23 protein-coding genes and 1 pseudogene are annotated in these 25516 nt (G+C 71.9%); 5 read left to right on the forward strand and 19 right to left on the reverse strand.

Annotated features, from left to right (window positions below):
* Window positions 1–17 precede the first annotated feature (17 nt).
* Window positions 18–1109 carry an acyltransferase family protein gene (locus tag ACFXPK_RS08390; RefSeq protein WP_385073014.1) on the reverse strand — a complete coding sequence of 364 codons (1092 nt, stop codon included), beginning with the start codon at window positions 1107–1109 and terminating at the stop codon, window positions 18–20.
* Window positions 1110–1386: 277 nt separating this feature from the next.
* On the opposite strand from ACFXPK_RS08390, the gene ACFXPK_RS08395 reads away from it, so the two are divergent.
* Complete coding sequence (locus ACFXPK_RS08395; RefSeq protein WP_385073017.1) at window positions 1387–1971, forward strand: RICIN domain-containing protein; 585 nt, start codon at window positions 1387–1389, stop codon at window positions 1969–1971.
* Window positions 1972–2177: 206 nt separating this feature from the next.
* Here the strand turns inward: ACFXPK_RS08395 and ACFXPK_RS08400 are convergent, their stop codons facing one another.
* Window positions 2178–2726 carry a DUF4232 domain-containing protein gene (locus tag ACFXPK_RS08400; RefSeq protein WP_385004897.1) on the reverse strand — a complete coding sequence of 183 codons (549 nt, stop codon included), beginning with the start codon at window positions 2724–2726 and terminating at the stop codon, window positions 2178–2180.
* A gap of 304 nt (window positions 2727–3030) precedes the next feature.
* On the opposite strand from ACFXPK_RS08400, the gene ACFXPK_RS08405 reads away from it, so the two are divergent.
* Complete coding sequence (locus ACFXPK_RS08405) at window positions 3031–4464, forward strand: helix-turn-helix domain-containing protein (protein ID WP_385073020.1); 1434 nt, start codon at window positions 3031–3033, stop codon at window positions 4462–4464.
* 40 nt (window positions 4465–4504) lie between these two features.
* Here ACFXPK_RS08405 and ACFXPK_RS08410 read toward each other — a convergent pair whose 3' ends face one another.
* Window positions 4505–5314: a TetR/AcrR family transcriptional regulator gene (locus ACFXPK_RS08410; RefSeq protein WP_385073023.1), complete on the reverse strand. Its 810-nt coding sequence runs from the start codon at window positions 5312–5314 to the stop codon at window positions 4505–4507.
* Window positions 5315–5415: 101 nt separating this feature from the next.
* Between ACFXPK_RS08410 and ACFXPK_RS08415 the strand changes: the two genes are divergently transcribed.
* Complete coding sequence (locus ACFXPK_RS08415; RefSeq protein ID WP_385073025.1) at window positions 5416–7074, forward strand: CocE/NonD family hydrolase; 1659 nt, start codon at window positions 5416–5418, stop codon at window positions 7072–7074.
* A gap of 10 nt (window positions 7075–7084) precedes the next feature.
* On the opposite strand, the gene ACFXPK_RS08420 is transcribed toward ACFXPK_RS08415, so the two are convergent.
* The 16 genes from ACFXPK_RS08420 to ACFXPK_RS08495 form a co-directional block, all read right to left on the reverse strand.
* Entirely contained in the window at window positions 7085–8371 is a 1287-nt protein-coding gene (locus ACFXPK_RS08420) for an alpha-L-fucosidase (RefSeq protein WP_385073027.1), read from the reverse strand.
* Between the two features lie 45 nt (window positions 8372–8416).
* Window positions 8417–9346 carry a carbohydrate ABC transporter permease gene (locus ACFXPK_RS08425; RefSeq protein ID WP_385073029.1) on the reverse strand — a complete coding sequence of 310 codons (930 nt, stop codon included), beginning with the start codon at window positions 9344–9346 and terminating at the stop codon, window positions 8417–8419.
* On the reverse strand, window positions 9339–10337 hold the full coding sequence (locus ACFXPK_RS08430; protein WP_385073031.1) for a carbohydrate ABC transporter permease: 999 nt from the start codon (window positions 10335–10337) through the stop codon (window positions 9339–9341). The genes ACFXPK_RS08425 and ACFXPK_RS08430 overlap by 8 nt, the downstream gene beginning before the upstream one ends.
* Window positions 10338–10396: 59 nt before the next feature.
* The gene (locus ACFXPK_RS08435; protein WP_385004883.1) at window positions 10397–11629 is read right to left on the reverse strand and encodes an ABC transporter substrate-binding protein; all 1233 of its coding nucleotides are present in this window, start codon (window positions 11627–11629) and stop codon (window positions 10397–10399) included.
* Between the two features lie 31 nt (window positions 11630–11660).
* A complete protein-coding gene (locus tag ACFXPK_RS08440; RefSeq protein ID WP_385073034.1) occupies window positions 11661–12992 on the reverse strand; it encodes an enolase C-terminal domain-like protein in 1332 nt (443 codons plus the stop codon).
* Window positions 12993–13293: 301 nt separating this feature from the next.
* Window positions 13294–13695, reverse strand: a complete 402-nt coding sequence (locus ACFXPK_RS08445) for an SH3 domain-containing protein (RefSeq protein WP_385073036.1) — start codon at window positions 13693–13695, stop codon at window positions 13294–13296.
* Window positions 13696–13844: 149 nt separating this feature from the next.
* The gene (locus ACFXPK_RS08450; RefSeq protein WP_385005323.1) at window positions 13845–14282 is read right to left on the reverse strand and encodes a VOC family protein; all 438 of its coding nucleotides are present in this window, start codon (window positions 14280–14282) and stop codon (window positions 13845–13847) included.
* A 75-nt stretch (window positions 14283–14357) separates the two neighbouring features.
* The gene (locus ACFXPK_RS08455; protein WP_385073040.1) at window positions 14358–15704 is read right to left on the reverse strand and encodes a 6-phospho-beta-glucosidase; all 1347 of its coding nucleotides are present in this window, start codon (window positions 15702–15704) and stop codon (window positions 14358–14360) included.
* 66 nt (window positions 15705–15770) lie between these two features.
* Window positions 15771–17318: an NCS1 family nucleobase:cation symporter-1 gene (locus tag ACFXPK_RS08460; RefSeq protein ID WP_385073042.1), complete on the reverse strand. Its 1548-nt coding sequence runs from the start codon at window positions 17316–17318 to the stop codon at window positions 15771–15773.
* Window positions 17319–17415: 97 nt separating this feature from the next.
* Window positions 17416–18417: a TIGR03842 family LLM class F420-dependent oxidoreductase gene (locus tag ACFXPK_RS08465; RefSeq protein ID WP_385005317.1), complete on the reverse strand. Its 1002-nt coding sequence runs from the start codon at window positions 18415–18417 to the stop codon at window positions 17416–17418.
* Between the two features lie 16 nt (window positions 18418–18433).
* Window positions 18434–19840 carry a dihydropyrimidinase gene (gene hydA, locus ACFXPK_RS08470; protein ID WP_385073046.1) on the reverse strand — a complete coding sequence of 469 codons (1407 nt, stop codon included), beginning with the start codon at window positions 19838–19840 and terminating at the stop codon, window positions 18434–18436.
* A gap of 116 nt (window positions 19841–19956) precedes the next feature.
* Entirely contained in the window at window positions 19957–21237 is a 1281-nt protein-coding gene (locus ACFXPK_RS08475; RefSeq protein WP_385005315.1) for an aspartate aminotransferase family protein, read from the reverse strand.
* Window positions 21234–22076, reverse strand: coding sequence for a nitrilase-related carbon-nitrogen hydrolase (locus ACFXPK_RS08480; RefSeq protein WP_385005313.1), 843 nt, complete (start codon window positions 22074–22076; stop codon window positions 21234–21236). Before ACFXPK_RS08480 ends, ACFXPK_RS08475 begins: the two co-directional genes overlap by 4 nt.
* Window positions 22077–22247: 171 nt before the next feature.
* Window positions 22248–23612: a hypothetical protein gene (locus ACFXPK_RS08485; RefSeq protein WP_385073049.1), complete on the reverse strand. Its 1365-nt coding sequence runs from the start codon at window positions 23610–23612 to the stop codon at window positions 22248–22250.
* 150 nt (window positions 23613–23762) lie between these two features.
* Window positions 23763–24146 carry a PPOX class F420-dependent oxidoreductase gene (locus ACFXPK_RS08490; RefSeq protein ID WP_385001305.1) on the reverse strand — a complete coding sequence of 128 codons (384 nt, stop codon included), beginning with the start codon at window positions 24144–24146 and terminating at the stop codon, window positions 23763–23765.
* A gap of 74 nt (window positions 24147–24220) precedes the next feature.
* The gene (locus ACFXPK_RS08495) at window positions 24221–24472 is read right to left on the reverse strand and encodes a helix-turn-helix domain-containing protein (RefSeq protein ID WP_385001308.1); all 252 of its coding nucleotides are present in this window, start codon (window positions 24470–24472) and stop codon (window positions 24221–24223) included.
* Window positions 24473–24536: 64 nt separating this feature from the next.
* Here ACFXPK_RS08495 and map point away from each other — a divergent pair, with 64 nt between their 5' ends.
* Together map and ACFXPK_RS08505 are read left to right on the forward strand one after the other, a co-directional pair.
* Entirely contained in the window at window positions 24537–25304 is a 768-nt protein-coding gene (gene map, locus ACFXPK_RS08500) for a type I methionyl aminopeptidase (RefSeq protein WP_385073053.1), read from the forward strand.
* Between the two features lie 69 nt (window positions 25305–25373).
* Window positions 25374–25516, forward strand: a pseudogene (locus ACFXPK_RS08505) (molybdenum cofactor biosynthesis protein MoaE); the annotation flags it as partial.

The raw sequence follows: 25516 nt of genomic DNA on the forward strand, positions 1-25516 counted from the left end.
GCCGCTGCGGAGGGCCGTCAGGGCCCGTGAAGGTGGTCCAGGGGCCCCGGCAGGGTCGGCCCCCGTGCCACGGACCGCCGGGGCCCCCCGCCCCCCCCCGGCGGGCCCGGCCCCGCCCCCCCGGGGACGATGACCAGCAGCGGCCAGTGCCACAGGTACCAGCCGTACGAGAGTCCGCCGAGCCACACCAGCGGTCGCCGCCCCAGCAGCCACCCCGCGCCGTGCGGGGCGGGCGCGCAGCCCCCGGCCAGGACGAGCACGGTACCGGCGACCGGCAGGAGGGCGTGGTGGCCGGGGAAGGGCGTCGTGTCGTCGTACGAGAGCGCCGCCAGGGTGACGCAGCCCAGGCCGAGCCAGGTCAGCGGGGCCGCGAGCGCGGCGGGCAGCCGCTCCAGCCGGCCGGCGCCCAGCGCCAGGAGCGCGCCCGCGCCCAGCTCCCAGGCCCGGGTGAAGGAGGCGAAGTACGCCCAGGGTGCCGAGGAGTCCGTCAGGAGGACGCCCGCCGCGAACGAGCCCAGGCACACCACCCCGAGCGGTACCGCGGCCAGCCGGCGCCGGCCGCGGGTGATCCGCCAGGTGAGCAGCAGGAGCAGCGGCCACACCAGATAGAACTGCTCCTCCACGGCGAGCGACCAGAAGTGCTGGAGGGGCGAGGGCGGGCCGTTCTGGGCGAGATAGTCCGTACCGGACGCCGCCAGCCGGAAGTTGACCGCGTACAGGGCGCTGGCGAGGGCGTCGCCCGCGTACTCCGCGAGCCGCGCCTTCGACAGGAACAGCCAGGCCCCGCCCAGTGTGACGGCGATGACCAGGGACGACACGGGAAGCAGCCGCAGCGCCCGGCGGGCGTAGAAGGACCGGACGGACACCCGGCCGGTGGTGGCGAGTTCGCGCAGCAGCAGCGAGGTGATGAGGAAGCCGGAGATCACGAAGAAGACGTCGACACCGATGTATCCGCCGCTGACCTGGGCCACTCCGGCGTGGGAGAGCACCACCAGGCCGACGGCCACCGCGCGCAGCCCCTGGATGTCGAGCCGCGGAGCGTGGCCCGGGGGCGGCGCGGATCCGCCGCTCGCCGGGACGGGACGCTCGGCGGACTGGACGCTCGACACCAGGTGGCTCCTCGGGACGACTGACATGGCTCTGCCGAGGAGATCACTCCGGCCCCCGCACAGGTTGCGCTGTCGCCGCTCCAACCCCTCCCGGCGGTAAAGGTTCAACTGTGCGAAACCGTCGGTTCACCCGTAGGGCGGAGCGCGACACGGGCTCTCTCCGCGAGAGCGGACAGACACGCAACCAAGAGGACAGGCAGGGGCATTCGGAGAATTACGGAATTACGGTATCTTCCACGCGTCATCGCCTTCATGGGACAGGAACAGGAGAAAACGCGTGGCTCGAAAGTCAAGCCGGCTCCGCAGGAACGGTGTGGTGGCCGCCCTGATGGGACTGTTGGCCCTGCTCGTACCGGCTTCGGCGCACGCCGCCGAGAACCCCGGCATCCGGTACACGACAAGCTTCCGCAGCGCGGCCGTCTACGAAGTACGCGCCGCGGGCAGCGGCAAGTGCCTCGACCTGCGCGGTGGCGGCCGTCCGAAGTCCGGAACCGTCGTCCAGACCTTCGACTGCAAGAAAGCGCTGCACCAGCGCTTCCACTTCCAGAGCCTCGGCAACGGCAACTTCACGATCGGCGCTTTCGGCAGCTACTGCCTCGGCGTGCAGGGCGGCAGCCCCACACCCGGCGCCCCGGTCATCCTGACCACCGGTTCGAGCTGTTCCACCTTCACCTGGAACCACCGTGGCACCCCGGAGCAGACGAACCGCTGGGAGATCGTCGAGGCGAGCACGGGGCAGTGCGCGCGGGACACGGGACGGCGGTCCCAGACCGTGCTGGGCGCCTGCGGCAGCGACACCACCCCGGGGCCGGAGGTCTGGGCCCCGCAGTTCGACGAGTACTTCAACTACGACCAGTTCTGAGCCCGCCACCCGCTGACACACGCGGGTACGCCACCGGCCGGGCCCCCCCCCCCCCCCCGCGCGGGCGCCCGGGCGGCCCGCTCCCCGAGCCCCCCCGCCCCCCCCCCCCTGCTGGGGTGCGCGCGGGCCCCCCGCCCCCCACGACGGTCGCGCCGTGGGACGCCGTGGGACGCCGTGGGACGCCAGGAGTCTTCGTGGGACGACGGCTACCAGACGAGGGCGTCCGCCGCGTTGTTCTGCCAGTACGTGACCTGGGCGGAGCTGTTGAAGAAGACACCGCCGTTCGGGAGCTTCAGGGTCTTCTCCGTGCCGGTCGCGTCGCCCTTCCTGTCGGAGAAGATCACGCCCAGGGTCGTCTCCTTGCCGCCGCCCTCACCCTCGGGGGAGGACGTGGTGATGCCCGCGTACGCGGACTCGCCGGGCTCCAGCGTCACCACGGCCTGCGGCGTGGTCTCCTCGGCCCACCACAGCGGGGCCTGGGCGTCGGCGCCGGCCCTCAGGTAGGGGGCGGAGTAGGCGTAGCAGGGCCGGGTGCCGGTGTTGGTGGCCTTGAGCAGCAGGTGGTTGACCGGGCGGGACACCTCGCTGACGGTCAACTGGGTGTTCGCCGCGGTGCAGGTGACCACGGTGGGGGCCGCCTGGGTGGCGGCGGAGGCGGTCTGGCCGACGGCCTGGAGTCCGACGAACGCGAGCGCCGCGGCGACGACCATGGAGGAGGCGGCCGCACGGGAGACGGAACGAGTGGCGATACGCATGGGTGAACTGCTTTCTGTGGACATCGGGAAGGCGTGCATCCGGTGGTGAACGGTGCGGGTCGGTCGCTCCTGTCCTGCCGTACCGCACGGCGTGTGCGGGTGGCGCGCCCGAAGCGCGGGGCGGGAAAGCGGAGCCGAGCGGGCCGATGACCGGACCGGCACCGTGCCTGGATGAAACCAAGCCTGCGCCCTACGGCGTCCCATCTTCCGTACCCTCGGAGATTTTGGGATATCGGGATGCCCCGACCGGCCCTGACCAGGGACGACTTGACCTTCGTGGGATGCCGTACGGAATGGAGCAAGGGTGAGGCCGGCTGAGGAGATCGCTGATTTCGCCGCGCTGCTGCGCGAGTTGAAGGAGCGGTCCGGGCTGAGTTACGAGGCTCTGGCGCGGCGGGCTCACATGAGCACCTCGACGCTGCACCGGTACTGCAAGGGGGAAGGAGTCCCGGCCGACAACGCGGCCCTGTCCCGCTTCGCCCGGGTGTGCAGGGCGACCCCCGAGGAGGTGGTCGAGCTGCACCGGCGCTGGACCCTCGCGGACGCGGCACGGGAGCGCGCCCGGCGGGCGGCGGCGGACCCGGAACCGGCCGCCACGGACGGGGCCGGACCAACCACCCCCGGCCCGGCCCCGGTACCACCCTCCGCGCGTTCGGAGTCCGTACGGGACGCCTCGGCCGCACCCGTGTCCATGGGGAAGCCCGGGGACGCTCCCGTGTCCCTGGGGAAGCCCGGGGACGCTCCCGCCTCCGTCACGGAGCCGTCGCCGGAGGACGCGGTCCCCGCGCGCCGGACGCCGACGCTCCTGCGGACGGCCCGTGGGCGGTGGGCCCTGATCGCCGCGGGCACCGCCGTCGCCGTCGCGGTGTCCACGGCGCTCACGATCGGCCCGAAGGGCGCGGGGACGGATCTGGCGGAGACCGGCCGGCCGAGGGAGACGGGGGCGGCCTCCTCCGCGCCATCCGTCTCCTCCTCCCCACGCCACTCCCCCCGTACGAGCCTCGCCCCGTCACCGACTTCCCCGTCCCCGAGTCCCCCGCCCCCGTCCTCCAGGACCTCCGACGCCGAGCCGTCACCGCGCGGCAGGCACACCCCGGCGCAGAGCACCGCCCCGGGCCGCCCCCGGGACGACGAGGCGGTCCCGCTGAGGGTGAGCACCCGCACATACGCCTGGGACGACCCGCAGTGCGAGGGCAAGTACCTGATCGACCGGCCTCCCCGTGAGGTCTCACCGCCGGTGATGGGCCAGGACGTGCCGGGCTGGGTGGCCGCGCACAGCGCCGTCGCCGCCGGCGCCCAGCGGGTGGCGCTGACCGTCCAGGGCGCCGGGGACGCGACGGTCGTCATCGAGTCCCTGCACGTCCGGGTGGTCGACTCGGCCGAGCCCCCTGCCTGGAACGCGTACCTGGGCTCGTCGGGCTGCGGCGGAGGCGTGGAGACGAGGTCGTTCGACACGGACCTGGACGCGGCCCACCCGGCCGTCGTGCCGAAGGCCGGCCAGCGCGGCGTCCCCTACAAGGTCAGCCGGTCCGAACCCGAGGTGCTGTACATCACCGCGCATGCCCGTGCCCACGATGTGAGGTGGTACGTGGAATTGCAGTGGTCCAGCGACGGCCGCCAGGGAACCACGCGGATCGACGACCACGGAAACCCGTTCCGCACCAGCGGCAGCCGGGGCCGTCCCGTCTACGAGTTCCTGGTCGGCGGCACGGAGTGGTTCGAAGCGACGGAGCACTGATCCCCGCTCACCGCCCCGCACACCGGCCGCCCCGCCCGGGTCAGTCCGTGTCGAGGCCGTCGGTCAGACGGTTGAGGAAGCGGGTGAAGGTCGCTTCGGGAGTGAGGGAGCGGCCGGGGGCCGCGAGGGCTTCGGCGAGTTCCGGGTGGTGGCCGTCGGCGGCGACGGCGGCGAGGTAACGGGCCTCGGCCGCGACCCGGTCGGGTGCGCCGGCGGCCGCGGTCCGGGCGAGTTCGTGGCCGACGTGCGCGGCCACGAAGGCGGTGAGCTGGGCGAAGATCTCCAGCCTCGCCGCGCCGTCCAGCCCCGTGGGCCGCAGTACGGCGAGCGCGTGTTCCACGAAGGCCAGGGTGTGGGGCCCGGGGGTGCGGCGGGTGGAGAGGGCGGCGGGCAGCCAGGGGTGGCGCAGCATGAGGGCGCGCTGGAGGTGGCCGATGGTCTTCAGGTCGGCGCGCCAGTCGCCGGTCGGCGCGTACGCGGCCCCCGGCCCGCCCGGAGGCCGTGGCGAGGCGCCCGGGGGCTGCGGCGGAGCGCCCGGGGGCGCCGGTACGGCGCCGCTCTCCGGCGCGCCACCGGTGGTCAGTTCACCGCTGACCTGGTCGACCATCAGCTCCAGCAGGGTCCCCTTGTCGGGCGCGTAGCTGTAGAGCGACATGACGCTGACGCCGACCTGTGACGCGACCTTCCGCATGGTGACCGCTTCGAGCCCTTCCGCGTCGGCCAGGGCGACGGCCGCCGCGGTGATCGCCTCGCGGCTGTGCGCGGGTCTGCGGCCTCTGCGGGGCCCGGTCGGGGCCAGCCAGAGCTGTTGGGGGTCGACGGCCCCCGCGCCCCCTCCGTCACGGGTCACGGTCCTCGTGGTCCTTCCTCGGTCGCAGCGGCCCTTGTGGATGCCGTCATCCAAGCATGCTCTATTCTCGTACACTGTACGGAAATGAAGGAGGGGGAACGATGACATCACGCACGCCCGGCCTCGAACCACCGCTGTCCGCACGGATGATGAGGGCGACCTGGCGCCGGCTTCCGGCCCGGCGGTACGCCGTCGGGTGGGAGCCGGGTCTGGCGGTGCCGGCCGCCGACGGCACCCCGCTGATCACGGACCACTACTTCCCGCGCGCGGAGGGCGACTTCCCCACGCTTCTCGTTCGGTCGCCCTACGGCAGAGGGCTGCCGTGGTCGCCCATGTACGGCCTGCTCTTCGCCGAGCAGGGCTTCCATGTCGTCCTCCAGAGCTGCCGCGGCACCGGCGGCTCGGGCGGCGGGTTCGACCTGTGGCGCAACGAACCGGCCGACGGCCGGGCCACGGTCGCCTGGCTGCGGGAACAGCCCTGGTTCGACGGGACGCTCGGGACCGTCGGCCCCAGTTACCTCGGCTACACGCAGTGGGCCCTCGCCCTGGAGCCGCCGCCGGAGCTGAAGGCGATGGTGGTGCAGCTCGGCCTGCACGATCCGTACGCCCTGTTCCACTCCGACGGTGTGCTCCGCCTGGACACCGCACTCGCCGTCGGCGCGGGCATGACGTACCAGCATCAGGGGATGACGGCCTTTCTCAGCTCCACCCTGCGTCTCCGGCGCCGGCTGCGCGATGCCGTCATGGCGCGGCCGCTGCGCGGTGCGTACGTGCCCGCCCTCGGGGGCGAAGTGCCGTGGCTGGACGGTGTGATGGCGCACCCGGAGGCCGAGGCCCCGTACTGGCGCGGCGCGGCGCTCACCGAGCCGGCGCGGGCGGGGAGGGTGCCCGTCGGGCTGATCTCCGGCCGGCACGACGCACTGGCCGAGCAGAGCTTCGAGCAGTACGGCAGGCTCCGTGCGGCCGGCGCCGAGACCTCCCTGCTCGTCGGCCCCTGGACCCACGCCTCCGCGCTCCAGCAGGGCTGGCCCGAGGTGTTCGCCGAGAGCCTCGCCTGGCTGCGCGCCCATCTGTGCGACGACCGCTCCGGTCTGCGGCCCACCCGGGTGCGGGTGCATGTCGGCGGCGAGGACCGCTGGCGCGACCTCGACGACTGGCCGCCGCCGGACCGGGCCACCGTCCCCTCCTGGTATCCCGCTCAGGAGGGCGTTCTGATCCGGCAGGAACCCACCGGCTCCCGGCCGCTGGTCTCGTTCCGCTACGACCCGGCCGACCCCACCCCGTCCGTCGGCGGCCCGCTGCTCTCCCCCGGCGCCGGTCCCCGTGACAACGGCGTCCTGGAGGCCCGGGACGATGTCGTGACGTTCACCAGCGCTCCGCTGACCGAGCCGCTGGACGTCCTCGGCCCGGTCCTCGCGCGGCTGAGCGTCGCCACCGACACCGGCCACGCCCATGTCTTCACCCGCCTGTGCGACGTGGACGCGGAAGGCCGCTCCGTCAACGTCTGCGACGGGCTGGGCCGGCTGCGTACGACCGGCCAGGCCCCTTCACGCCTCACCGTGAGGATGGGGTCGACCGCCCACCGTTTCGCCGCCGGTCACCGCATACGCTGGCAGCTCAGCGGGGGCGCCCACCCCCGCTACGCCCGGAGCCCCGGCACCGGGGAGCCACCGGTGGAGGCCACCGCCTTCACCCCGGTGCGCCTCACACTCCACACCGACTCGGCGCTGGTGCTCGACGCGGGTGCCGGGGCCGCGTAACCCCCCTCGGTCAGGCGTCCTCCTTCAGGAACAGTTCGACGACGGGGACGGCCACGTCGGGTCGGATGATCGGCAGGGTGAGGGTCAGGGTGCCGGGGGGCTGGCCGCCGAGGCCGGTGGTGAGGGCCTTCACCGAGGGGTCGATCTCGCGGAACGGGATCTCCGACGCGTCGTTGAGGAGCTGTGCGTACGCGACCTTGCCGCCGAGCCCCGGCAGGTGCAGATGCTCGAACGGCCAGGAGAACAGGTGGAGGTAGAGGCGGTTGCCGCGCCGGGTGTAGCGGGTGTCGGCGGGGGAGCGGAAGTTGGCGGGGCCCGCGCCGCGGATGGAGCGTTCGTGGCGGCGCATCCACTCCCCGATGCCCTCCAGCGCCGTGACCGCCGTGGCGTCGAACTCGCCGCGTCCGGTGGGGCCGACGTTCAGCAGCATGTTGCCGTTGTTCGAGACGCCGTCGACGAGCATCCGGACGAGCAGGTCGACGCTCTTCACCTGGACGTTGTCACGGTCGTACCCCCAGCTCCCGTTGAGGGTCTGGCACGCCTCCCACACCACGGGGACGCCGTCGACCTCCATCGGCCGGTCGGGCTGGTACTGCTCCGGGGTGACCAGGTCGCCGGGGATGTCGAGCCGGTCGTTGACCACGATCCCCGGCTGGAGACGGCGGGTGAGGGCGAGCAGTTCCTCGGATCCCCACTCCTCGGCGCCCTTGCCGTTCCACACGTCGTGGTGGTCGTCCTGCTTGTAGGAGAAGTCGTAGAAGAGATAGTCGATGGTGCCGTACCCGGTCAGCAACTCCTCGACCTGGCCGTGCAGATAGGCCCGGTACCGGTCCATGTCCCGGCCCTCGTTGAGCCGTTCGATCTCCTCGGGCGCGTCGTCGCGGCGCGGGTGGTGGCCGTCGATCGTGAAGTCGGGGTGGTGCCAGTCGATGAGCGAGTGGTAGAAGCCGACGCGCAGCCCCTCGGCGCGTACGGCGTCCACGAACGCGCGGACGAGGTCCTTGCCGATGGGGGTGTTCATCGACGTGTAGTCGGTGAGCTTGGAGTCCCAGAGGCAGAAGCCGTCGTGGTGCTTGGTGGTGAGGACCACGTACCGCATGCCGGCCTTCTTCGCGGCGCGCGCCCACTCCGCGGGGTCGAAGAGGTCCGGCTCGAAGTGGCGGAAGTAGGTGTCGTAGTCGGCGTCCGTGATCCGCTCGCGGTTCTTCACCCACTCGTGGCGGGCGGGCAGGGAGTACAGACCCCAGTGGATGAACATGCCGAAGCGGTCCTCGGTGAACCAGGCGGGGACAGTCATGGACGGATTCCTTCCGTGCGGGCGTGCGGGGTGGGAGGACGGGGGTCAGCGACCGCCGAGGCCGCTGGTGACGATCCCCCGGACCAGGTGTTTCTGGAGGAGGACCAGGATGATCACAGTGGGCAGCATGGAGACCACCGAAGCCGCCATGACGAGGTTCCACTGGCTCCCCTGCTGGCCGAAGAAGGCCTGGAGGCCGAGCGGGATGGTGGCGTGCGCGTCGACGTCGTTGATGACGACGAGCGGCCAGAGGAAGGAGTTCCAGTAGCTGATGAAGGTGAAGACGGCCAGGACCGCGAGGGTCGGACGGGCGAGCGGCAGCATCACACTGAGGAAGGTGCGGACGGTGCCGGCGCCGTCGACGCGCGCGGCGTCGTCCAGTTCCTGGGGCACCGTCAGGAAGAACTGACGGATGAGGAAGGCACCGAGCGCCGTGAACGCCCACGGCAGGATCAGCGCCTGGAAGGTGTCGACCCAGCCGACGCCCTGCATCATCACGTACATGGGGATGACGAGCACGTCCTGCGGGATCATCAGGGTCACCAGGAAGAGCAGGAACGCGAGGTTCCTGCCGCGCCAGCGCAGCCGTGAGAAGGCGTAGCCGCTGAGCGCCGCGACCACGAGGTTGACGGCGGTGCCGAGGGTCGCGACGAGCACACCGTTCAGGATGAAGCGGGCGAACGGCAGATACGTGAAGACGTCCACGTAGTTCTGCCACTGGACGGCGGAGCCCCACAGGGTGGGCGGGTTGGAGAAGGTCTCGGAGTCGGGCTTGAGGCTGGTCGCCACCATGTAGATGAGCGGCGCCATGAAGAGCAGGGCGATGAGGCACAGGATGGCGTATCCGGTCGCCCGCCGTATCCGCGAGCCCGGGGCGTCGCGGACGGGGCCGCCCCTGGCGGGGCCGCTCCTGCTGGGGCCGCTCCTGGCGGGGCCGCTTCCGACGGCTGTGATCGTCCGCGTACCGCTACCCATAGTGCACCCAACGCTTCTGGCCGAGGAACTGGACGGCCGTGATTCCGAGGATGATGACGAACAGCACCCAGGCGCCGGCCGAGGCGAGCCCGAGCTGCTGGTTCTGGAAACCGGTGTTGTAGATGTACTGGACGAGCGTCTCGGTCGAGGTGCCAGGACCGCCCTTCGTCAGCAGGAACGGTTGCGCGAACACCTGGAACGAGGTGATCAGCGTCATCATCGTCGCGAAGAACACCGACGGTGAGATGGCCGGGAACTTGATGCGCCAGAACGTCTGCCACGGTCCCGCGCCGTCGAGTTGCGCGGCCTCGACCAGGTTCTCCGGCACCGCGTCGAGCGCCGCCGAGAAGATCAGCATGTTGTAGCCGAAGCCCTGCCAGACGCTCATCGCGACGATCGCGAACATCGCCCACTTCTCGTCCGCGAGGAAGTTCGGCGCCTGCGCCCCGACCGTCGACCGCAGGGTCGCGTCGATCAGCCCGTCGGGCTGGTACAGCATCCGCCATACGACGACATTGGCCACGATCGGTGTCACCGTCGGGATGAAGAACAGCACCCGGAAGATCTGCCGGTGACGGATCCGCGGGGTCAGCCAGGCCGCGAGGCCGAGCGAGACGACCAGGTTCAGCGGTACGTACAGCACCACGAAGCCGACCGTGTTGAGAATGACGGTCCGGAAGACCGGATCCGCGAACAACTGGGTGTAGTTGCCGAGTCCGTGCCACGAACGCTCCCCGATCAGGGGCCAGCTCATGAAGCTGACGGCGAGCGACGCGAGGATCGGGACCACCGTGAAGATCGCCAGCCCGATCGAGTGGGGCGCGGCGAACGCGGCTCCCCACCAGGAGCGCCGTACCCCCTCGTCCTCCGGGGACTCCGGTGTTCTCGGCGTGTTCGGTGTGTGCTGCGTGTTCGGTGTGTTGGCTGTTTTCGAGGCCGTGGAAACCTCCGAGGACTCCGGTGCTCTCGATGCGTCCGCCACGTTCTTCACCGCCCGACCTCCTCCGTCCTCGCCACCGGGAGGGACCGGTGACGGCACCACCGTGCTCCTCACTGGGCGAGCTGGCCCGCGATGGACTTCATGGTGTCCGCGCCCGACGCCTGGCCGTTGACCGCCTGGATCGCGTACTGCACGAACAACTGGTTGAGCTGGTCGCTCTGCTTGTTGCCCGGCAGCGGGGTCGCGGCCTTCTGTGCCACGGTGAAGACCGACTCGGCTCCGTCGATGCCCGCGTTGGCGTACCAGGCCTTCTGGGCCGCCGTACGCGCCGGGAACGCCCTGCCCTGCTGGGCGAGCGAGGTGAGGATCTTCTCGCTGGTCATGGTCTCGATGGCCCGGTAGGCCTGCTCGGGGTACTCGCACTGCTTCGATATGCCGAAGCCGGAGCCCGCCGAGAAGCTGGACGGTCCCGAGGTGCCCGACGGGATGGTGGTCACCCCGAGCGGGAACTTCACCTTCGACTTCTGCTGGAGCAGCGACCAGGGTCCGTCGACGTAGAGGCCGGCCTTCTGGTCGACGAACGCGTTGTCGTCGGCCGAGCCGTCCGCGCTCGCCTGGGTCGCCTCCCCTTTCTTCACCAGGGAGGAGAGCCAGTCCAGCCCCTGCGAGAACTTCGCGTTCTCCGGGTCGAGCCGCCCCTCCGAGGTGACGACCCGGCCGCCGTTGTAGCCGAGGATCATCGACTCCAGGTTGAGGTCCTCGACCGTCGAGGCGAACATCGTCTTCCCCGCGGCCTTGAACTTGGCTGCGGCGGCCTCGAATTCGGCGACCGTCCACCCCGGTGCCGGTGTCTCCGCGCCGACCTGCCGGAAGAGGTCCTTGTTGTAGAACATCATCAACGGGCCGGTGTCGTACGGCAGTGCGTAGAGCTTGCCGCCGACCTTCATCCCGTTCAGCGCCGTCGAGTCGAAGGCCGTCAGATCGGTGCCCGCGCTCCTGGCGTACGGGTCGAGGGGGCGCAGCACATCGGTGTAGTTGGCCGCCCGGAGGCTCTGGACGGTGACGATGCAGGGCGCGCTGCCGGTGCCGAGCTGGGTACGGAGCTTGGTCCAGTAGTCGTTGAAGGGGGAGCCCTGGACGGTGACCTTCGCCCCGCCGTTCTCGCCGACCGCGTCGGCCACCTTCTGCCAGGCCGCCTTGTCCGCCGTGCCGGATATCCACATCGACCAGACGAGGCTGTCCTTCGACTGACTCGACGTGCCCGTACCGGACGAGCATCCCGTGAGCGCGAGCACCATCGCGGCGCCCGCGGCCGTCGCGCTCACACAAAGCCGTTGTTTCATTGCGACATCCACTTCGTTGTGTATGGGTGCTTCACCGGGGTGGTGGGGAGCCGGGTCCTTCCTCGTGGCGCGCCCAGGCCGCGCCGTCGGGGTAGGAGAAGGTGGTCAGGGACGTGGCGAGCATGTCGGCGCCCGCGCCGGGCGCCGACGGCGGCCAGTAGCGTCCGTCGTGGACGTCGACCGGTGTGACGAAGTGTTCGTGCAGGTGGTCGACGTATTCGAGGAAACGTCCCTCGTCGGTGCCGGACACCGCCACGCGGTCGAACATCGAGAGGTGCTGTACGGCTTCGCAGAGCCCGACGCCGCCGGCGTGCGGGCAGACGCGGACGCCGTGCTTCGCGGCGAGGAGGAGGATCGCGATGTTCTCGTTCACGCCCGCGACGCGGGTGGCGTCGATCTGGAGTACGGACACCGCGTGCGCCTGGATGAGCTGTTTGGCGACGACCCGGTTGGGCATGTGCTCGCCGGTCGCGACGGGGACCGGGGCGACGCGGCGGGCGATCTCGGCGTGTCCGAGGATGTCGTCCGGGCTCGTCGGCTCCTCGATCCAGGCGAGGTCGAACGGGCTGAGACGGTCGATCCAGGCCACCGCCTCGTCGACGTCCCACCGCTGATTGGCGTCGACCGCGATCGCGACGCCCGCGCCGACCGTCCGGCGTGCGACGGCGAGACGCCGGAGGTCGTCGTCGAGGTCTCCGCCGACCTTCAGCTTGATCTGCGTGAAACCGTCCGCGACCGCCTCGCGGCAGCGCGCGGCCAGCCGCTCGTCGTCGTATCCGAGCCACCCCGGTGTCGTCGTGTAGGCGGGGAACCCGCGGGCGAGGAGGTCGCGGCGGCGCTCCTCGCGCCCCGGCTCGGCCTTGCGGAGCAGTTCCAGCGCCTCGTCGCGGGTGAGCGCGTCGGTGAGGTAGCGGAAGTCGACCAGGTCGACGATCTCCTCGGGTGAGAGTCCGGCGAGCAGTTCCCACAGCGGCAGCCCGGCGCGCTTGGCCCGCAGGTCCCACAGGGCGTTGACCACGGCGCCGATCGCCATGTGTGTCACGCCCTTCTCCGGGCCGAGCCAGCGCAGCGGGGAGTCGTGGACGAATGCGCGCCAGGTCCCGCCCAGGTCGGCGCAGAGGGCTTCGGCGTCCGCGCCGAGGAGCCGGTCGCGCAGCGCGTCGACGGCGGCGGTCTGCACCTCGTTGCCCCGGCCGATCGTGAAGACGAATCCGGTCCCGACATGGCCGTCGGGCGCGTCCGTGGTGATCTCGACGTACGCCGCCGAGTAGTCGGGCGCGGGGTTCATGGCGTCCGAGCCGTGCCGCTCCCGTGACGTCGGGAACCGGATGTCCCGCGTCGTCACTCCCGTGATCCGGCTCACCGCGACTCCCTTGTCCCGTCCCGTACCGCCCGGCGTGGACGGCCAGGCGTTCCGCGCATCAAAACATCGGATGTATCGAGTGTCAAGAGATCGGTTCTCCCCTCACAGCAGCGTTATTGAGCCGTGAACCAGGGAAGAGTTGGGATGAATCACCGAGGGGCGTTCGGCTCTCCGTACACGCGCCGGGACACGCGCCGGGACATGCGTCAGGCCGCCACCCGGATTCCGGGTGGCGGCCTGGGAGGAGCGGGCCCGCACGGCGCGCGGGCGCGGCGGCGCGGTCAGGGGTCGTGCGCCGGGGTCAGCGGCAGTACGGCACCGGCGACAGGTTCTCGACGTAGCGGGCCGCGACATAGCCGGGGCGTCCGCCGCCGAGGAGGTACCAGAGGTCGTTGCCGTCCACGTTCTGACCGACGACCTTGCAGGACAGGGCGACGACCGTGCCCGGCCGGAGACCTCCCAGGTATCCGGAGTTCGTGGTCGGCCGCTCCCGGATGGACAGGGTGAGCCGCGAGACGACCCGCCCCTTCGGCTCGGCGGTGGGCGCGGGCGCCGCGGCGGGCCCCTGCTGCTGGGACGCGGGGGACGCGGCCGGGGGCGCCGGGGTGGCCGTCGCCGGGGTGGCCGCGAGGGCGGCGGAACCGGCGAGCGTGCACACCGCGAGTGCGGCGGCGAGGCGGCTCTTGATGCGAAGTGCGGACATCGTCATCCTCTTTCCCTTTTGGGCGTTACCTCCTTGATTGCATGCCGGGCGGTGCGACCGCCAGAGCGGAGCGGAAACCTCACCCGGATAGGGAGTCGCGAGCACAGGTGATCTGTTCGTCGGATCGCCTTACCGGGGTGGGGTGTCCGTCAGGCCGTGAAGAGCTGTCCGAGGTCCGCGAACGCCTTGAACTCCAGGGCGTTTCCCGCCGGGTCGAGGAAGAACATCGTCCACTGCTCGCCGGGCTCGCCCTCGAAGCGGACATGGGGCTCGATCACGAAGTCGGTTCCCGCGGCGGTCATCCGGGCCGCCAGCTCCTTGAACTCCGGTACGGGCAGGACGAGTCCGAAGTGCGGCACCGGCACCTCGTGCCCGTCGACGGGGTTGGTGCCGGCGACGCCGTCCCGGGGCGTCCCCGAGGGGCCGTCGCCGACCTGGTGGGTGACGACCTGGTGGCCGCCGAAGTTCCAGTCGATCCACCGGGTGTCCGACCGGCCCTCGGCGAAGCCGAGCACACCGCCGTAGAAGCTCCGGGCGGCCTCGATGTCGTCGACCGGGACGGCGAGATGGAAGGGGGCGAGAGCCATGCGCTGTCTCCTTCGGGAGGGGGCGGTTCCTGAGCGGGACGGAGGCGGTGGCCCGGCGGACGGCCGGGCCGCCGGTCACGGGCGGTCGAGATAGGCCAGACCGGGGTGGACGGCCCGGTAGCCGTCCAGCAGCCGGCGGGCGACGGAGACCGAGTCCACCAGCGGGTGCAGCGCGAAGGCGGCGACCGCCGAGGCGCGCGAACCGCTCTCCGCGGCGGCCAGCACTTCCCGCTCGACCGCCTTGACGGCACAGACCAGCCCGGTGGCGTGGTGCGGCAGCGGGGCGACGGTGACGGGGTGCGCGCCGTTGCCGTCCACGAGGCAGGGCACCTCGATGACGGCGTCGGCGTCGAGCGCGGCCAGTGTGGAGCGGTTGCGGACGTTGAGGATGAGCGTGGCGCGCTCGTCCCGGGCGACGGCCCGCATCAGCGCGAGCGCGACCTGCTCGTAGCCGCCGGACTCCAGGTCGTCGTCGTCCCGCTCGCCGGCCCCCGCGGCCTCGCGGTTCTCCGCCATGTACGTGGCCTCGCGCTCGGCCCGGGTCCGGTCCCAGGCGGACAGCGCGGGGGCGCCGGGGCGGGCCAGCTTCTCGTAGAAGCGGGCCTGCTGGTCCCGGAGGTAGGCGCCGCGGGTCTGCTCGGCCTGCTGGTAGGCGAGGACGGCCTCGCGGTTGAAGTAGTAGTAGTGCAGGTACTCGTTGGGAATGGCACCGAGCGAGCGGAGCCAGTCCGCGCCGAAGAGCTTGCCCTCCTCGAACGAGCCGAGGGCGTCGGGGTCGGCGAGCAGCCGGGGCAGTTCGTCGCGGCCGTCGACGCGCAGTCCGCGCAGCCAGCCGAGGTGGTTGAGGCCGACGTAGTCGATCCACGCCCGGTCGGGGTCGGCGCCGAGCACCCGCGCGACCCGGCGCCCGAGGCCGACGGGCGAGTCGCAGATGCCGATGACCCGGTCGCCGAGGTGGCGGGACATGGCCTCGGTGACCAGTCCCGCCGGGTTGGTGAAGTTGATGACCCAGGCGTCCGGTGCCAGGCGCGCCACCCGCCGGGCGATGTCGACGGCGACGGGCACGGTGCGCAGCCCGTACGCGATGCCGCCCGCGCCCACCGTCTCCTGCCCGAGGACGCCCTCGGCCAGCGCGACCCGCTCGTCCGCCGCGCGCCCTTCGAGCCCGCCGACACGGATCGCGGAGAAGACGAAGTCGGCGCCGCGCAGCGCCTCGTCCAGGTCGGTCGTGGCGGTCACCGTGGGCGCGTCGGGGACGGCGGCGGCCTGTTCGGCGAGGACCCGGGCGATGGCGCCGAGCCGGGCGGCGTCCAGGTCGTGGAGGGTGACCTCGGTGACCCGTCCCTCCGCGTGGTCGCCGAGGAGGGCCCCGTACACCAGGGGGACCCGGAACCCGCCGCCGCCGAGAATCGTCAGCTTCACACCCGCACCACTTTCACACCGGCCTCCGCGGGCCGGCGTGTGCGGCCGGCCCGGCGGGGGCGTTGGTCACTCGTACGTGACCATCTTCGCGCTCCGGCGCCCGGACGGCAGGGTCAGGAGCAGATACACGGCCAGCGAGGCGGCCAGCCCCACCGCCCAGCCGTAGTCCGCGAGCGGCCGCAGGAGGGGGATCAGCCCGTCCTCGGGGAAGGGGCCCTTCCCGGGCGCGGAGTGGGAGCCGCCCACCGCCAGCACCCCGCCGACGGCGAAGGCGACCACGGCCCGCGGGTTCCAGCCGCGCGTGTACCAGTACGGTCCGCCCGGCCGGTAGAGGGCGGCGAGGTCCAGCACGGTGCGCCGGACGATCCAGTAGTCGGCGATCAGGATGCCCGCGACCGCACCGAGCAGTCCGCCGACCAGACCGAGCCAGGTGAAGATGTACAGCTCGGGCGTGGCGGTGAGTTTCCACGGCATGATGAGGACGCCGATGACCCCGGTGATCAGTGCGCCCGTACGGAAGTTGATGAGTTTCGGGGCGAGGTTGGCGAGGTCGTAGGCGGGCGAGACGACATTGGCCGCGATGTTCACCGAGACCGTCGCGACCAGGACGGTCACCAGCGCGAACACCAGTCCGAAGACGTTGTCCGTCTTCGCCGCCAGCTCGACCGGGTCCCAGACCGCGACGCCGTACACCGCCTGCGATCCGGAGGTGACGAAGACCGAGAGCAGCGCGAAGAGCGTCATGGTGGTGGGCAGACCGAGCGCCTGGCCGCGGATCTGGGCGCGCTGGCCCGCGCCGAAGCGGGTGAAGTCGGGGATGTTCAGCGACAGGGTGGCCCAGAAGGCGATCATCCCCATGAGCGAGGGGAAGAAGACGGGCCAGAACTCCGCGCCCCAGCCCAGGGCGGACGGCTGGTCGAGCAGCGGCCCCACGCCGCCCGCCTTGACGGTGATCCAGACCAGCAGGACCAGCGCGCCGACGATCACGAAGGGGGCGGCCCAGTTCTCGAACCGCCGCAGGGTGTCCATCCCCCGGTGGATGATGGCGAGTTCGAGCGCCCAGAAGAGCAGGAAGCAGAGCCAGAGCGTCCAGGGCTGGCCGCCGATCCGCGCCGCCTCCGTCCAGCCGCCGAAGACCTTGCCGAGCAGTACGAAGATGCCCTGCCCGCCGATCCAGGTCTGGATCCCGAACCACGCGCAGGCCACGGCGGCCCGTATCAGCGCGGGCAGATTGGCCCCGCGCAGCCCGAACGAGGCGCGGGCGAGCACCGGGAAGGGGATGCCGTACTTCGGCCCGGCGTGCCCGGTCAGCAGCATCGGCAGCAGCACGATCACATTGGCCAGCGCGATCGTGAGGACCGCCTGCTTCCAGTCCATGCCCAGGGTGACCAGGCCGGACGCCAGCAGCCAGGACGGGATGTTGTGCGCCATGCCGACCCAGAGCGCGGCGAAGTTGTACGTGGTCCAGTTCCGCCGCGCCACCGGGACGGGCAGCAGATCGGCGTTGGCGAAGCGGCTGTCCTCGGGAACCGTGCCGGGCGGCAGCTCGACGCGGCCCCCGGGATCGGTCGTCGGTCCGTCGGCGGAGGGTGGGAGCGGTACGGTCGCGGTCATGACGGCGGGACCCTTCGTTCGAGGGCGGGCGTGACGGGGACGTCGAACGAGGCCGTGCGGGCTGCGCGTTACGGGGGTCCCGAAGCCAGGACCCGGGTCAGTCCCGGAACGCCGGGATGATCTCGGCGCCGTACGCGTCGATCGTCGCCTCCTTCGCGTCGTGCATGTCGTAGAGGGCGAACTGGTCGACGCCGAGCGCGCGCAGCGCCTTCAGCTTCTCGATGTGCGCCTCCACGGGACCGAGCAGGCAGAAGCGGTCCACGATCTCGTCGGGGACGAAGTCCGCCGACGGGTTGCCCGTCCGGCCGTGGTGGCTGTAGTCGTACCCCTCGCGCTGCTTGACGTACGCGGTGAGCGCGTCCGGTACGAGCCCGGAGTGCTCCCCGTAGCGGGACACGAGGTCGGCGACATGGTTGCCGACCATCCCGCCGAACCACCGGCACTGCTCCCGTGCGTGGGCGAGGTCGTCGCTCACGTAGGCGGGCGCGGCGACACAGATGGTGATCGCGTCCGGGTCGCGTCCGGCGTCGGAGGCCGCCGTGCGCACCGCCTTGACCATCCACTCGGTGAGGAACGGGTCGGCGAGCTGGAGGATGAAGCCGTCGGCCTTCTGCCCGGCGAGCGCCAGCGCCTTGGGTCCGTACGCCGCCATCCACACCGGCAGCTTCCCGTCCCGCACCCAGGGCAGCCGCAGTGTCTTCCCGTCGACGGTGGTCTCGCGGCCCTCCGCCAGATCGCGGATGACCCCCATCGACTCCCCCAGCGTGGCGAGGGTGTTGGGCTTGCGGCCGGCCACGCGCATGGCGGAGTCGCCGCGGCCGATGCCGCACACGGTGCGGTTGCCGTACATCTCGTTGAGGGTGGCGAAGGTGGAGGCGGTCACCTCCCAGGTCCGGGTGGACGGGTTGGTGACCATGGGGCCCACGGTCAGGGTGGTGGTGTGCTCCAGGATCCGGCTGTAGATGACGAACGGCTCCTGCCAGAGCACGGCCGAGTCGAAGGTCCAGCCGTACCGGAAGCCGTTGTGCTCCGCGCGCCGCATGAGGTCGACGACGCCGGAGGCGGGCGGGTCGGTCTGGAGGACGAGTCCGAAGTCCATGGCTGTCGCTCCTGGTTCAGTCGAGGTACTGGCAGAGAGAGCGGGGGGTGTACTGGCCGTGCCCGGCCCGGCCGGTGAACTCCCGCCGGTCGATGACGAGTTCGCCTCGGGAGAGCACCGTCTCTACCCGGCCGGTGAGCCGTTTGCCCTCGTACGCGGAGTAGTCCACGTCCATGTGGTGGGTCTCGGCGGAGACGGTCTGCTCGGTGTGCGGGTCGTAGATGACGACATCGGCGTCGGCGCCCGGGGCGATGGTGCCCTTGCGCGGGTAGAGGCCGAACATCCGGGCCGGGGCGGCGCACGCGATGTCGATCCAGCGGCGCCGGGTGATGTGTCCGTCGACCACGGCCTGGTGGAGCAGGTCCATACGGTTCTCCACGCCCGGCAGCCCGTTGGGGATCTTGGAGAAGTCGCCGCGGCCCATCTCCTTCTGCCCGGAGAAGCAGAACGGGCAGTGGTCCGTGGAGACCACCTGGAGGTCGTCGGTGCGCAGCCCGCGCCAGAGGGCCGCCTGGTGGTCCTTGGGCCGCAGCGGGGTGGAGCAGACGTACTTGGCGCCCTCGAAGTCCGGTTCCGCCAGGTTGTCGGTGGAGAGGAAGAGGTACTGCGGACAGGTCTCGCCGAACACGGGCAGCCCCTTGTCGCGGGCGGCGGCGAGTTCGGCGACGGCCTCCTCGGCGGAGACGTGCACGACGTAGAGCGGGGCGTCGGCGACCCGGGCGAGCTGGATCGCCCGGTGGGTGGCCTCGGCCTCCAGCAGGACCTTCCGTACCTCGCCGTGGTAGCGCGGGTCGGTGTGCCCGGCGGCCAGGGCCTGTTCGACGAGGACGTCGATGGCGATGCCGTTCTCGGCGTGCATCATGATGAGCCCGCCGTTGTGCGAGGCGCGCTGCATGGCCCGCAGGATCTGGCCGTCGTCGCTGTAGAAGACGCCCGGGTAGGCCATGAACAGCTTGAAGCTGGTGACGCCCTCCTGGACGAGGAGGTCCATCTCCTTGAGCGAGCTCTCGTTGACGTCCGCCATGATCATGTGGAAGCCGTAGTCGATGGCGCAGTTGCCGTCGGCCTTGGCGAACCAGGCGTCGAGCCCCGCGCGCAGCGACTGCCCCGGGGACTGGATGGCGAAGTCGACGATGGTGGTGGTGCCGCCCCAGGCGGCGGCGCGGGTGCCGGTCTCGAAGGTGTCCGCGGCGAAGGTGCCGCCGAAGGGCATCTCCATGTGGGTGTGCGCGTCGACTCCGCCCGGGATGACGTACTTGCCGGTGGCGTCGATCGTACGGCCGGCGGTCCAGCCCGCGGCGGCGTCGGAGCCGTGCGCGGCGAGGGCGACGATCCTGCTGTCCTCGATCAGGACATCGGCGTGGGTCTCGTCGGCGGCGGTGACGACGAGCCCGCCGCGGATCAGGGTGCGGGTGCTGCTCATGCTGGTGGCGCTCCCTTTCGTACGGTTCGTGGAGAGGGCGGGGTGCGGTCCGGCCGCGTACGGTGCGGCCGGACCGGGACGGCCCTGGGCGTACGCGGCCGGGCCGGACCGCCGGATCAGACGCCCCGCAGGGCCTGTTCCAGGATCGTGGCGCCCTCTTCGGCCTCGGCCACGGTCAGCGAGAGGGGCGGGGCGATCCGCAGCACGCTGGTGTTGTGGCCGCCGCCCTTGCCGATCAGCAGGCCGCCCTCGCGGGCCGCTTCGAGCACCGCCGAGGCGGTGCGCGGCGCGGCCTCGCCGGTCGCGGGGTTGATCAGTTCGATGCCGATCATCAGCCCCCGGCCGCGCACTTCGCGTACGGAGTCGACGCACGCGCCGATGGCCCGCAGCCGCTCGATGAGCAGACCGCCGACGCGGCGGGCGTTGCCCTGGAGGTCGTGCTCCTGGAGGTACGAGAGGTTGGCGAGGCCGGCCGCCATGGTGACCGGGCTGCCGCCGAAGGTCGAAATGGAGTTGGCGTCCAGGCAGTTCATGATGGGGGCGCCGGCGACGACGCCGCCGATGGACATGCCGTTGCCGATGCCCTTGGCGAAGGTGAGCAGGTCCGGCGGGCCGTTCTCGGCGTGTGCCTGCCAGCCCCAGAAGTGTTCCCCGGTGCGGCCCCAGCCGGTCTGCACCTCGTCGCTGATCCACAGGATGCCGTGCCGGTCGAGGACTTCGCGGAACGCGGCGTACAGCCCGTCGGGCGGGGCGGTGAACCCGCCGACGCCCTGCACCGGTTCGGCGATCAGCGCGGCGGGGGTGCGGGTGTGGCCGAGCAGGTCCTCCAGGTCGGCGACGCACGCCTCGATGAACCGCTCGTCGGTGAGGCCCGCGTAGGGCCCGCGGTTGCGGACGCCGCCGTGCACGTAGAGCGTCTGGAGCGGGGAGAGTCCCGTCGGCGACCAGCCGCGGTTGCCGGTGACGGAGACGGTGGAGAAGGACCGGCCGTGGTAGCTGTTGCGCATCGCGAGGATCTGGCTGGATCCGCGGTACGCGGTCGCCAGCATCAGCGCCGTGTCGTTGGCCTCGGTGCCGGAGGTGGTGAAGAAGACCCGGGCGTCCGGGATGCCCGACAACGCCGCGATGCGCTCGGCGAGTTCGACCATCGGACGGTTGAGGTAGAGCGTGGAGGAGTGGATGATCCGGCCCGCCTGCTCGGTCACCGCCTTGGTGACCTCGGGGAGCGCGTGGGCGGTCATGGTGGTGAGGATGCCGCCGAAGAAGTCGAGGTAGCGGTTGCCCTCGGCGTCCCAGACATGGCGGCCCTCGCCGTGGCTGATCTCGATCGGCTCGTCGTAGTAGAGCGCGAGCCAGTCGGGCAGGACGGCGCGGTGGCGGTCGTGGAGGTCGCTCATGCCTGCACCAGCCCCTCGTACGCGTCGGGGCGCCGGTCGCGGTAGAACGCCCACTGCTGGCGCACCTCGTCGATCAACGCCAGGTCCAGGTCGCGTACGACCAGTTCCTCGGCCTTGTCGCTCGCGGGCTCGCCGACGAACTGGCCGCGCGGGTCGACGAAGTAGCTCGTGCCGTAGAAGTCGTTGTCGCCGTACTCCTCCTGGCCGACGCGGTTGATCGCGGCGACGAAGTACTCGTTGGCGACGGCCGCGGCGGGCTGTTCGAGCTGCCACAGGTAGCTGGAGAGTCCGCGCGAGGTGGCGGAGGGGTTGTACACGATCTCGGCGCCGTTCAGGCCGAGCTGACGCCAGCCCTCGGGGAAGTGGCGGTCGTAGCAGATGTAGACGCCGACCTTGCCGACGGCGGTGTCGAACACCGGCCAGCCGGCGTTCCCGGGCTTGAAGTAGTACTTCTCCCAGAACCCTTTGACCTGCGGGATGTGGTGCTTGCGGTACTTGCCGAGATACGAGCCGTCGGCGTCGATCACCGCCGCGGTGTTGTAGTAGAAGCCGGACTGCTCGACCTCGAAGACCGGGACCACCACGACCATTCCGGTCTCCCGGGCCAGCTCGCGCATCCTGGTGACGGTCGGCCCGTCCGGGACGGGCTCGGCCCAGCGGTAGTGCTCCGGCTCCTGCACCTGGCAGAAGTAGGGGGCGTTGAAGACTTCCTGGAATCCGATGATCTCCGCGCCCTGCCGGGCCGCCTCGCGGGCGTGTTCCTCATGCTTGGCGATCATGGATTCGGTGTCGCCCGTCCAGGTCGCCTGGACGAGTGCGGCGCGTACGACTCGGGCCACGAGCTGCTCCTTCGGCGGGTGCTTCGGTCAGCTCTACGCACGTAGAATTGCGTAGGAGGAGAACGTAAGCCCCGGTTCACACGGGGGCAAGACCATCGTCGTTAACCCGCAGAGTCGAGTCTGTTTCACACCCGAGCGGTCGACAAGGGCGGGCGACGGGCCCGCTCCTGGTCAGCTCGTGGCGATTCCGGCCACCCGCAGAGCATGCACCACATCGCGCTCACGGGAGGCCGACACGGCGCGCGCCGCGGCGAGAAGCCGCGGTACGAGACGGTGCGGATCGGGCGCGGCGAGCAGCGCGGCGTCCTCCGGCGCACGCGCCTGTACGAAGGCGCTGAGCAGCGCCCGTGCCTCGTGCGCGCGGCCCGACTCGTCCAGCGCGAGCACCGCGTCGGTGATCTCCCCGGCCGGCCGGGAGACCCCTTGGCGCAGCAACTGCGCGCAGTCGTCGTCACGGCCCGCGACGGCGAGCGCCCGGGCCGCGGCGGCGAGCCTCTCGGGCGGCAGGAAGGCGGCCTCCCACAGCAGTTCGGCCCAGTCGGCGCCGAGCCCGGCGCGGTGCAGTTCGGCGGCGAGCAGGGGGAGCTGTTCCGGCGGGCGGCCGGCCGCCTCGCAGAGCACGACATGCGCCTCGCCCGTGCGGCCGTCGGCGCGCAGCCCGCGCAGTGCGGTGACGGTCTCGACGGCGGCGCGCTGGTCCTCCGGCGAGGGGGCGGGCGGCGCTTCGCGCGGGGGTGCGACGGGCGCGCCGCCGAACCGGGCGCCGCGCGGGGTGGCGGGCGCGGCGGGTGGCGGCGCCGGGGGCTCGGGGGCGGGCGGCGGCTCCTCGGTCTCCTGGACCTCGTCGACCTCGTCGACCTCGATCCCGGCGAAGCGGGCGCCGCGTGGCCTGCGCTTCTTCTGCGGCGGCTCGGGGGTGGGACCGGCGGCGGGCGCGGGGGCCGGCTCCCCGGTACGGCGGCGGCCGGACCAGAGCGTACGGCCCCGTGCGGGCGCGGGGTGCGGGGCGGCCGGGGCGGCGGCGTCCGGTCCTGGCAACGTGGCCAGTCTGGCGCCGAGTTCGGAGCAGCGGGCGGTGGCGCGGGCGAGGTCGTCGCGGATCCAGGCCAGGTCGTGGCCGAGCTGGCGCGCGCCCGGCGCGCCCTCGGGTGTCGTACGGAGCAGCCGGACCAGTTCCTCGGCCCGGCCCGCGGCGTGCGTCCGTTCCCGGTCCATCAGCCGCAGCCGCTCGGTGAGCGCCTCGCCGCCGCCGGGGAGCCGGTCGTACGCCCCCGCCGCGGCGGAGTACAGGCGGCCTGCCCGCTCGCCCTCCCCGGCGACGGTGCCCGGGTCACGCCCTGCGGCGAAGTCCTGGAGCAGCGACTCCACCACGTCCCAGGGCGGGATCTCGCTGCCGTCGAGGCAGGCCCGCAGACCGTCGGGGTCGCGGTGCAGGAAGACCCCGTACCAGCCCGCGCCCGGGTCGAGCAGCGCCGTCAGGTCCGTTAAGTACCGCGCGAACGTCCCTATCTCCACCGGGAGTTGCCGCACCGCCATCGCTGCCTCGTCCCTCCGTGCCGAAGAGAACACTCCGGTCCGAGGCATTCGACCGCAGGTGTGTTACGGGCCGAATACGGACAGTTTTCGGGGAGGGTGCGATGCCCTCATCACCGGGCGGCGGAACCGGGGACCCGGGGAACCGGGGCGTCAGAAGGAGACGACGATCCCCGTGTGCGGGCGCTTGCCGCGCCGTGCGATCCGGGCCGGTACGTCGACCAGCCAGAACTGCCAGGTGTACTTGCGGGCGATGAGCTTCAGGACCCGGTCGAGCTCCGCCCCTTCGAGCAGCCGGGCCGTCCCCTCGGCGGTCGGCGCGCCGGGGGCGATCCGTCCCCGTACATCGCAGACCGCCACCACGACGCGGGGGTCCGCCCGCAGCCGCTTGACCTTCCAGGAGTCGGAGCGGGTCCAGACGAACAGCTCACCCCCGTCCACCGCGTGCCAGACGGGGGTGGCGACCCCCGTACCGTTCTTGCGGTAGGTGGTGAGACTGACATAGCGGGAGCGGGCGAGATCGTCGAGGGTCGTCACCGTGGCAACCCTACGCACTCCGGCCGCCGCGTCCGTCCAGGGCACGGGCGCGCGGCGCCCCGACCGGTGTCCGGTCAGACCGGTACCGGCGTGCAGCTCTCGGCGATGCGGTCCATCGACAGGCCCAGCGCCGCGGCCAGCGCGGCCACCGTGAAGAAGGCCGGGGTCGGCGCACGGCCGGTCTCGATCTTGCGCAGCGTCTCGGGCGAGAGTCCGGCGACCGCGGCGATCTCCACCATGCTCCGTGAGCCGCGCGCCTCGCGGAGGAGATGGCCGAGCCGTTCGCCGCGCTCGCGCTCTTCGATGGTGAGAGGGGTCCGTACCATTCCGTCATTGTAATACCGGCCGGGCGATTCCGGGGCGCCCCCACCGACCGGTATAGTTATTGGAATGGTGGAGATCAAAACCGACGCGTCCCTGGACGCCATGCGGGACGCCGGCCGGGTCGTCGCCCAAGCGCTGACGACCGTGCGCGAGGCCGCCGCCGTAGGGGTCCCGCTGCGCGCGCTCGACGAGACCGCCCGCGCCGTCCTGCGCGAGGCGGGGGCCGGCTCGCCCTTCCTCGACTATCACCCCGACTGGGCGCCCACGCCCTACCCCGCGGTCATCTGCGCCTCCGTCAACGACATGATCGTGCACGGCATCCCCGGCTCCTACCGGCTGACCGACGGCGACCTCGTGTCGATCGACTGCGGCGCCGTCCTCGACGGCTGGGTCGGGGACGCGGCGGTCAGCTTCACGGTGGGCCGTGCCCGTCCGGACGACCTCCGGCTGATCGACACGTCGTACGAGGCGCTGGAGGCGGGCATCGCCGCCGCCCGGGTCGGCAACCGGATCGGCGACATCGCGCACGCGATCGGCCGGGTCTGCCGCGCCGCCGGGTACGGCATCCCCGCGGGCTTCGGCGGCCACGGCGTGGGCCGGGCGATGCACGAGGACCCGGGCGTGCCGAACGAGGGCCGCCCCGGGCGGGGCATCCGGCTGCGCCACGGCATGGTGCTGGCGATCGAGCCGATGCTGACGGGCAGCGGCACGGACCGCAGCTTCACGGCCCGCGACGGGTGGACGGTCCGTACCCTCGACTCCAGCCGCGCCTCCCACGTGGAGCACACGGTGGCGATCACCGACGAGGGCCCGCGGATCCTGACCGCGCTCTGATCCCCGCCGGCGCCCGCCGCCGGAGGGCGGGCCCGCCCCCGGGGGTGACACCCCCCCCGCCCCGGCGCGGGGGGCGGGGCCGGCGCCGGCCTGGGCTATGCCTGCCACCCCGCGGCGGTGGCCGAGCTGCGGAGAGTCGCCGAGACGATCGTCGCCGGTCATCCGGTCCGCGCGCTGGCCGCCGTCCACCGTGTGGGTGATCTGGTGGTCGG

It is taken from the genome of Streptomyces sp. NPDC059142 (genome assembly GCF_042755665.1).
GTDB lineage: Bacteria > Actinomycetota > Actinomycetes > Streptomycetales > Streptomycetaceae > Streptomyces.

Excerpts from the sequence above, each read along its gene's own strand:
- ACFXPK_RS08400 (WP_385004897.1), bottom strand. The coding sequence starts at position 2,726 with ATGCGTATCGCCACTCGTTCCGTCTCCCGTGCGGCCGCCTCCTCCATG.
- ACFXPK_RS08415 (WP_385073025.1), top strand. The coding sequence starts at position 5,416 with ATGACATCACGCACGCCCGGCCTCGAACCACCGCTGTCCGCACGGATG.
- ACFXPK_RS08420 (WP_385073027.1), bottom strand. The coding sequence starts at position 8,371 with ATGACTGTCCCCGCCTGGTTCACCGAGGACCGCTTCGGCATGTTCATC.
- ACFXPK_RS08425 (WP_385073029.1), bottom strand. The coding sequence starts at position 9,346 with ATGGGTAGCGGTACGCGGACGATCACAGCCGTCGGAAGCGGCCCCGCC.
- ACFXPK_RS08435 (WP_385004883.1), bottom strand. The coding sequence starts at position 11,629 with ATGAAACAACGGCTTTGTGTGAGCGCGACGGCCGCGGGCGCCGCGATG.
- ACFXPK_RS08445 (WP_385073036.1), bottom strand. The coding sequence starts at position 13,695 with ATGTCCGCACTTCGCATCAAGAGCCGCCTCGCCGCCGCACTCGCGGTG.
- ACFXPK_RS08450 (WP_385005323.1), bottom strand. The coding sequence starts at position 14,282 with ATGGCTCTCGCCCCCTTCCATCTCGCCGTCCCGGTCGACGACATCGAG.
- ACFXPK_RS08460 (WP_385073042.1), bottom strand. The coding sequence starts at position 17,318 with ATGACCGCGACCGTACCGCTCCCACCCTCCGCCGACGGACCGACGACC.
- ACFXPK_RS08465 (WP_385005317.1), bottom strand. The coding sequence starts at position 18,417 with ATGGACTTCGGACTCGTCCTCCAGACCGACCCGCCCGCCTCCGGCGTC.
- hydA (WP_385073046.1), bottom strand. The coding sequence starts at position 19,840 with ATGAGCAGCACCCGCACCCTGATCCGCGGCGGGCTCGTCGTCACCGCC.
- ACFXPK_RS08475 (WP_385005315.1), bottom strand. The coding sequence starts at position 21,237 with ATGAGCGACCTCCACGACCGCCACCGCGCCGTCCTGCCCGACTGGCTC.
- ACFXPK_RS08485 (WP_385073049.1), bottom strand. The coding sequence starts at position 23,612 with ATGGCGGTGCGGCAACTCCCGGTGGAGATAGGGACGTTCGCGCGGTAC.
- ACFXPK_RS08495 (WP_385001308.1), bottom strand. The coding sequence starts at position 24,472 with ATGGTACGGACCCCTCTCACCATCGAAGAGCGCGAGCGCGGCGAACGG.
- map (WP_385073053.1), top strand. The coding sequence starts at position 24,537 with ATGGTGGAGATCAAAACCGACGCGTCCCTGGACGCCATGCGGGACGCC.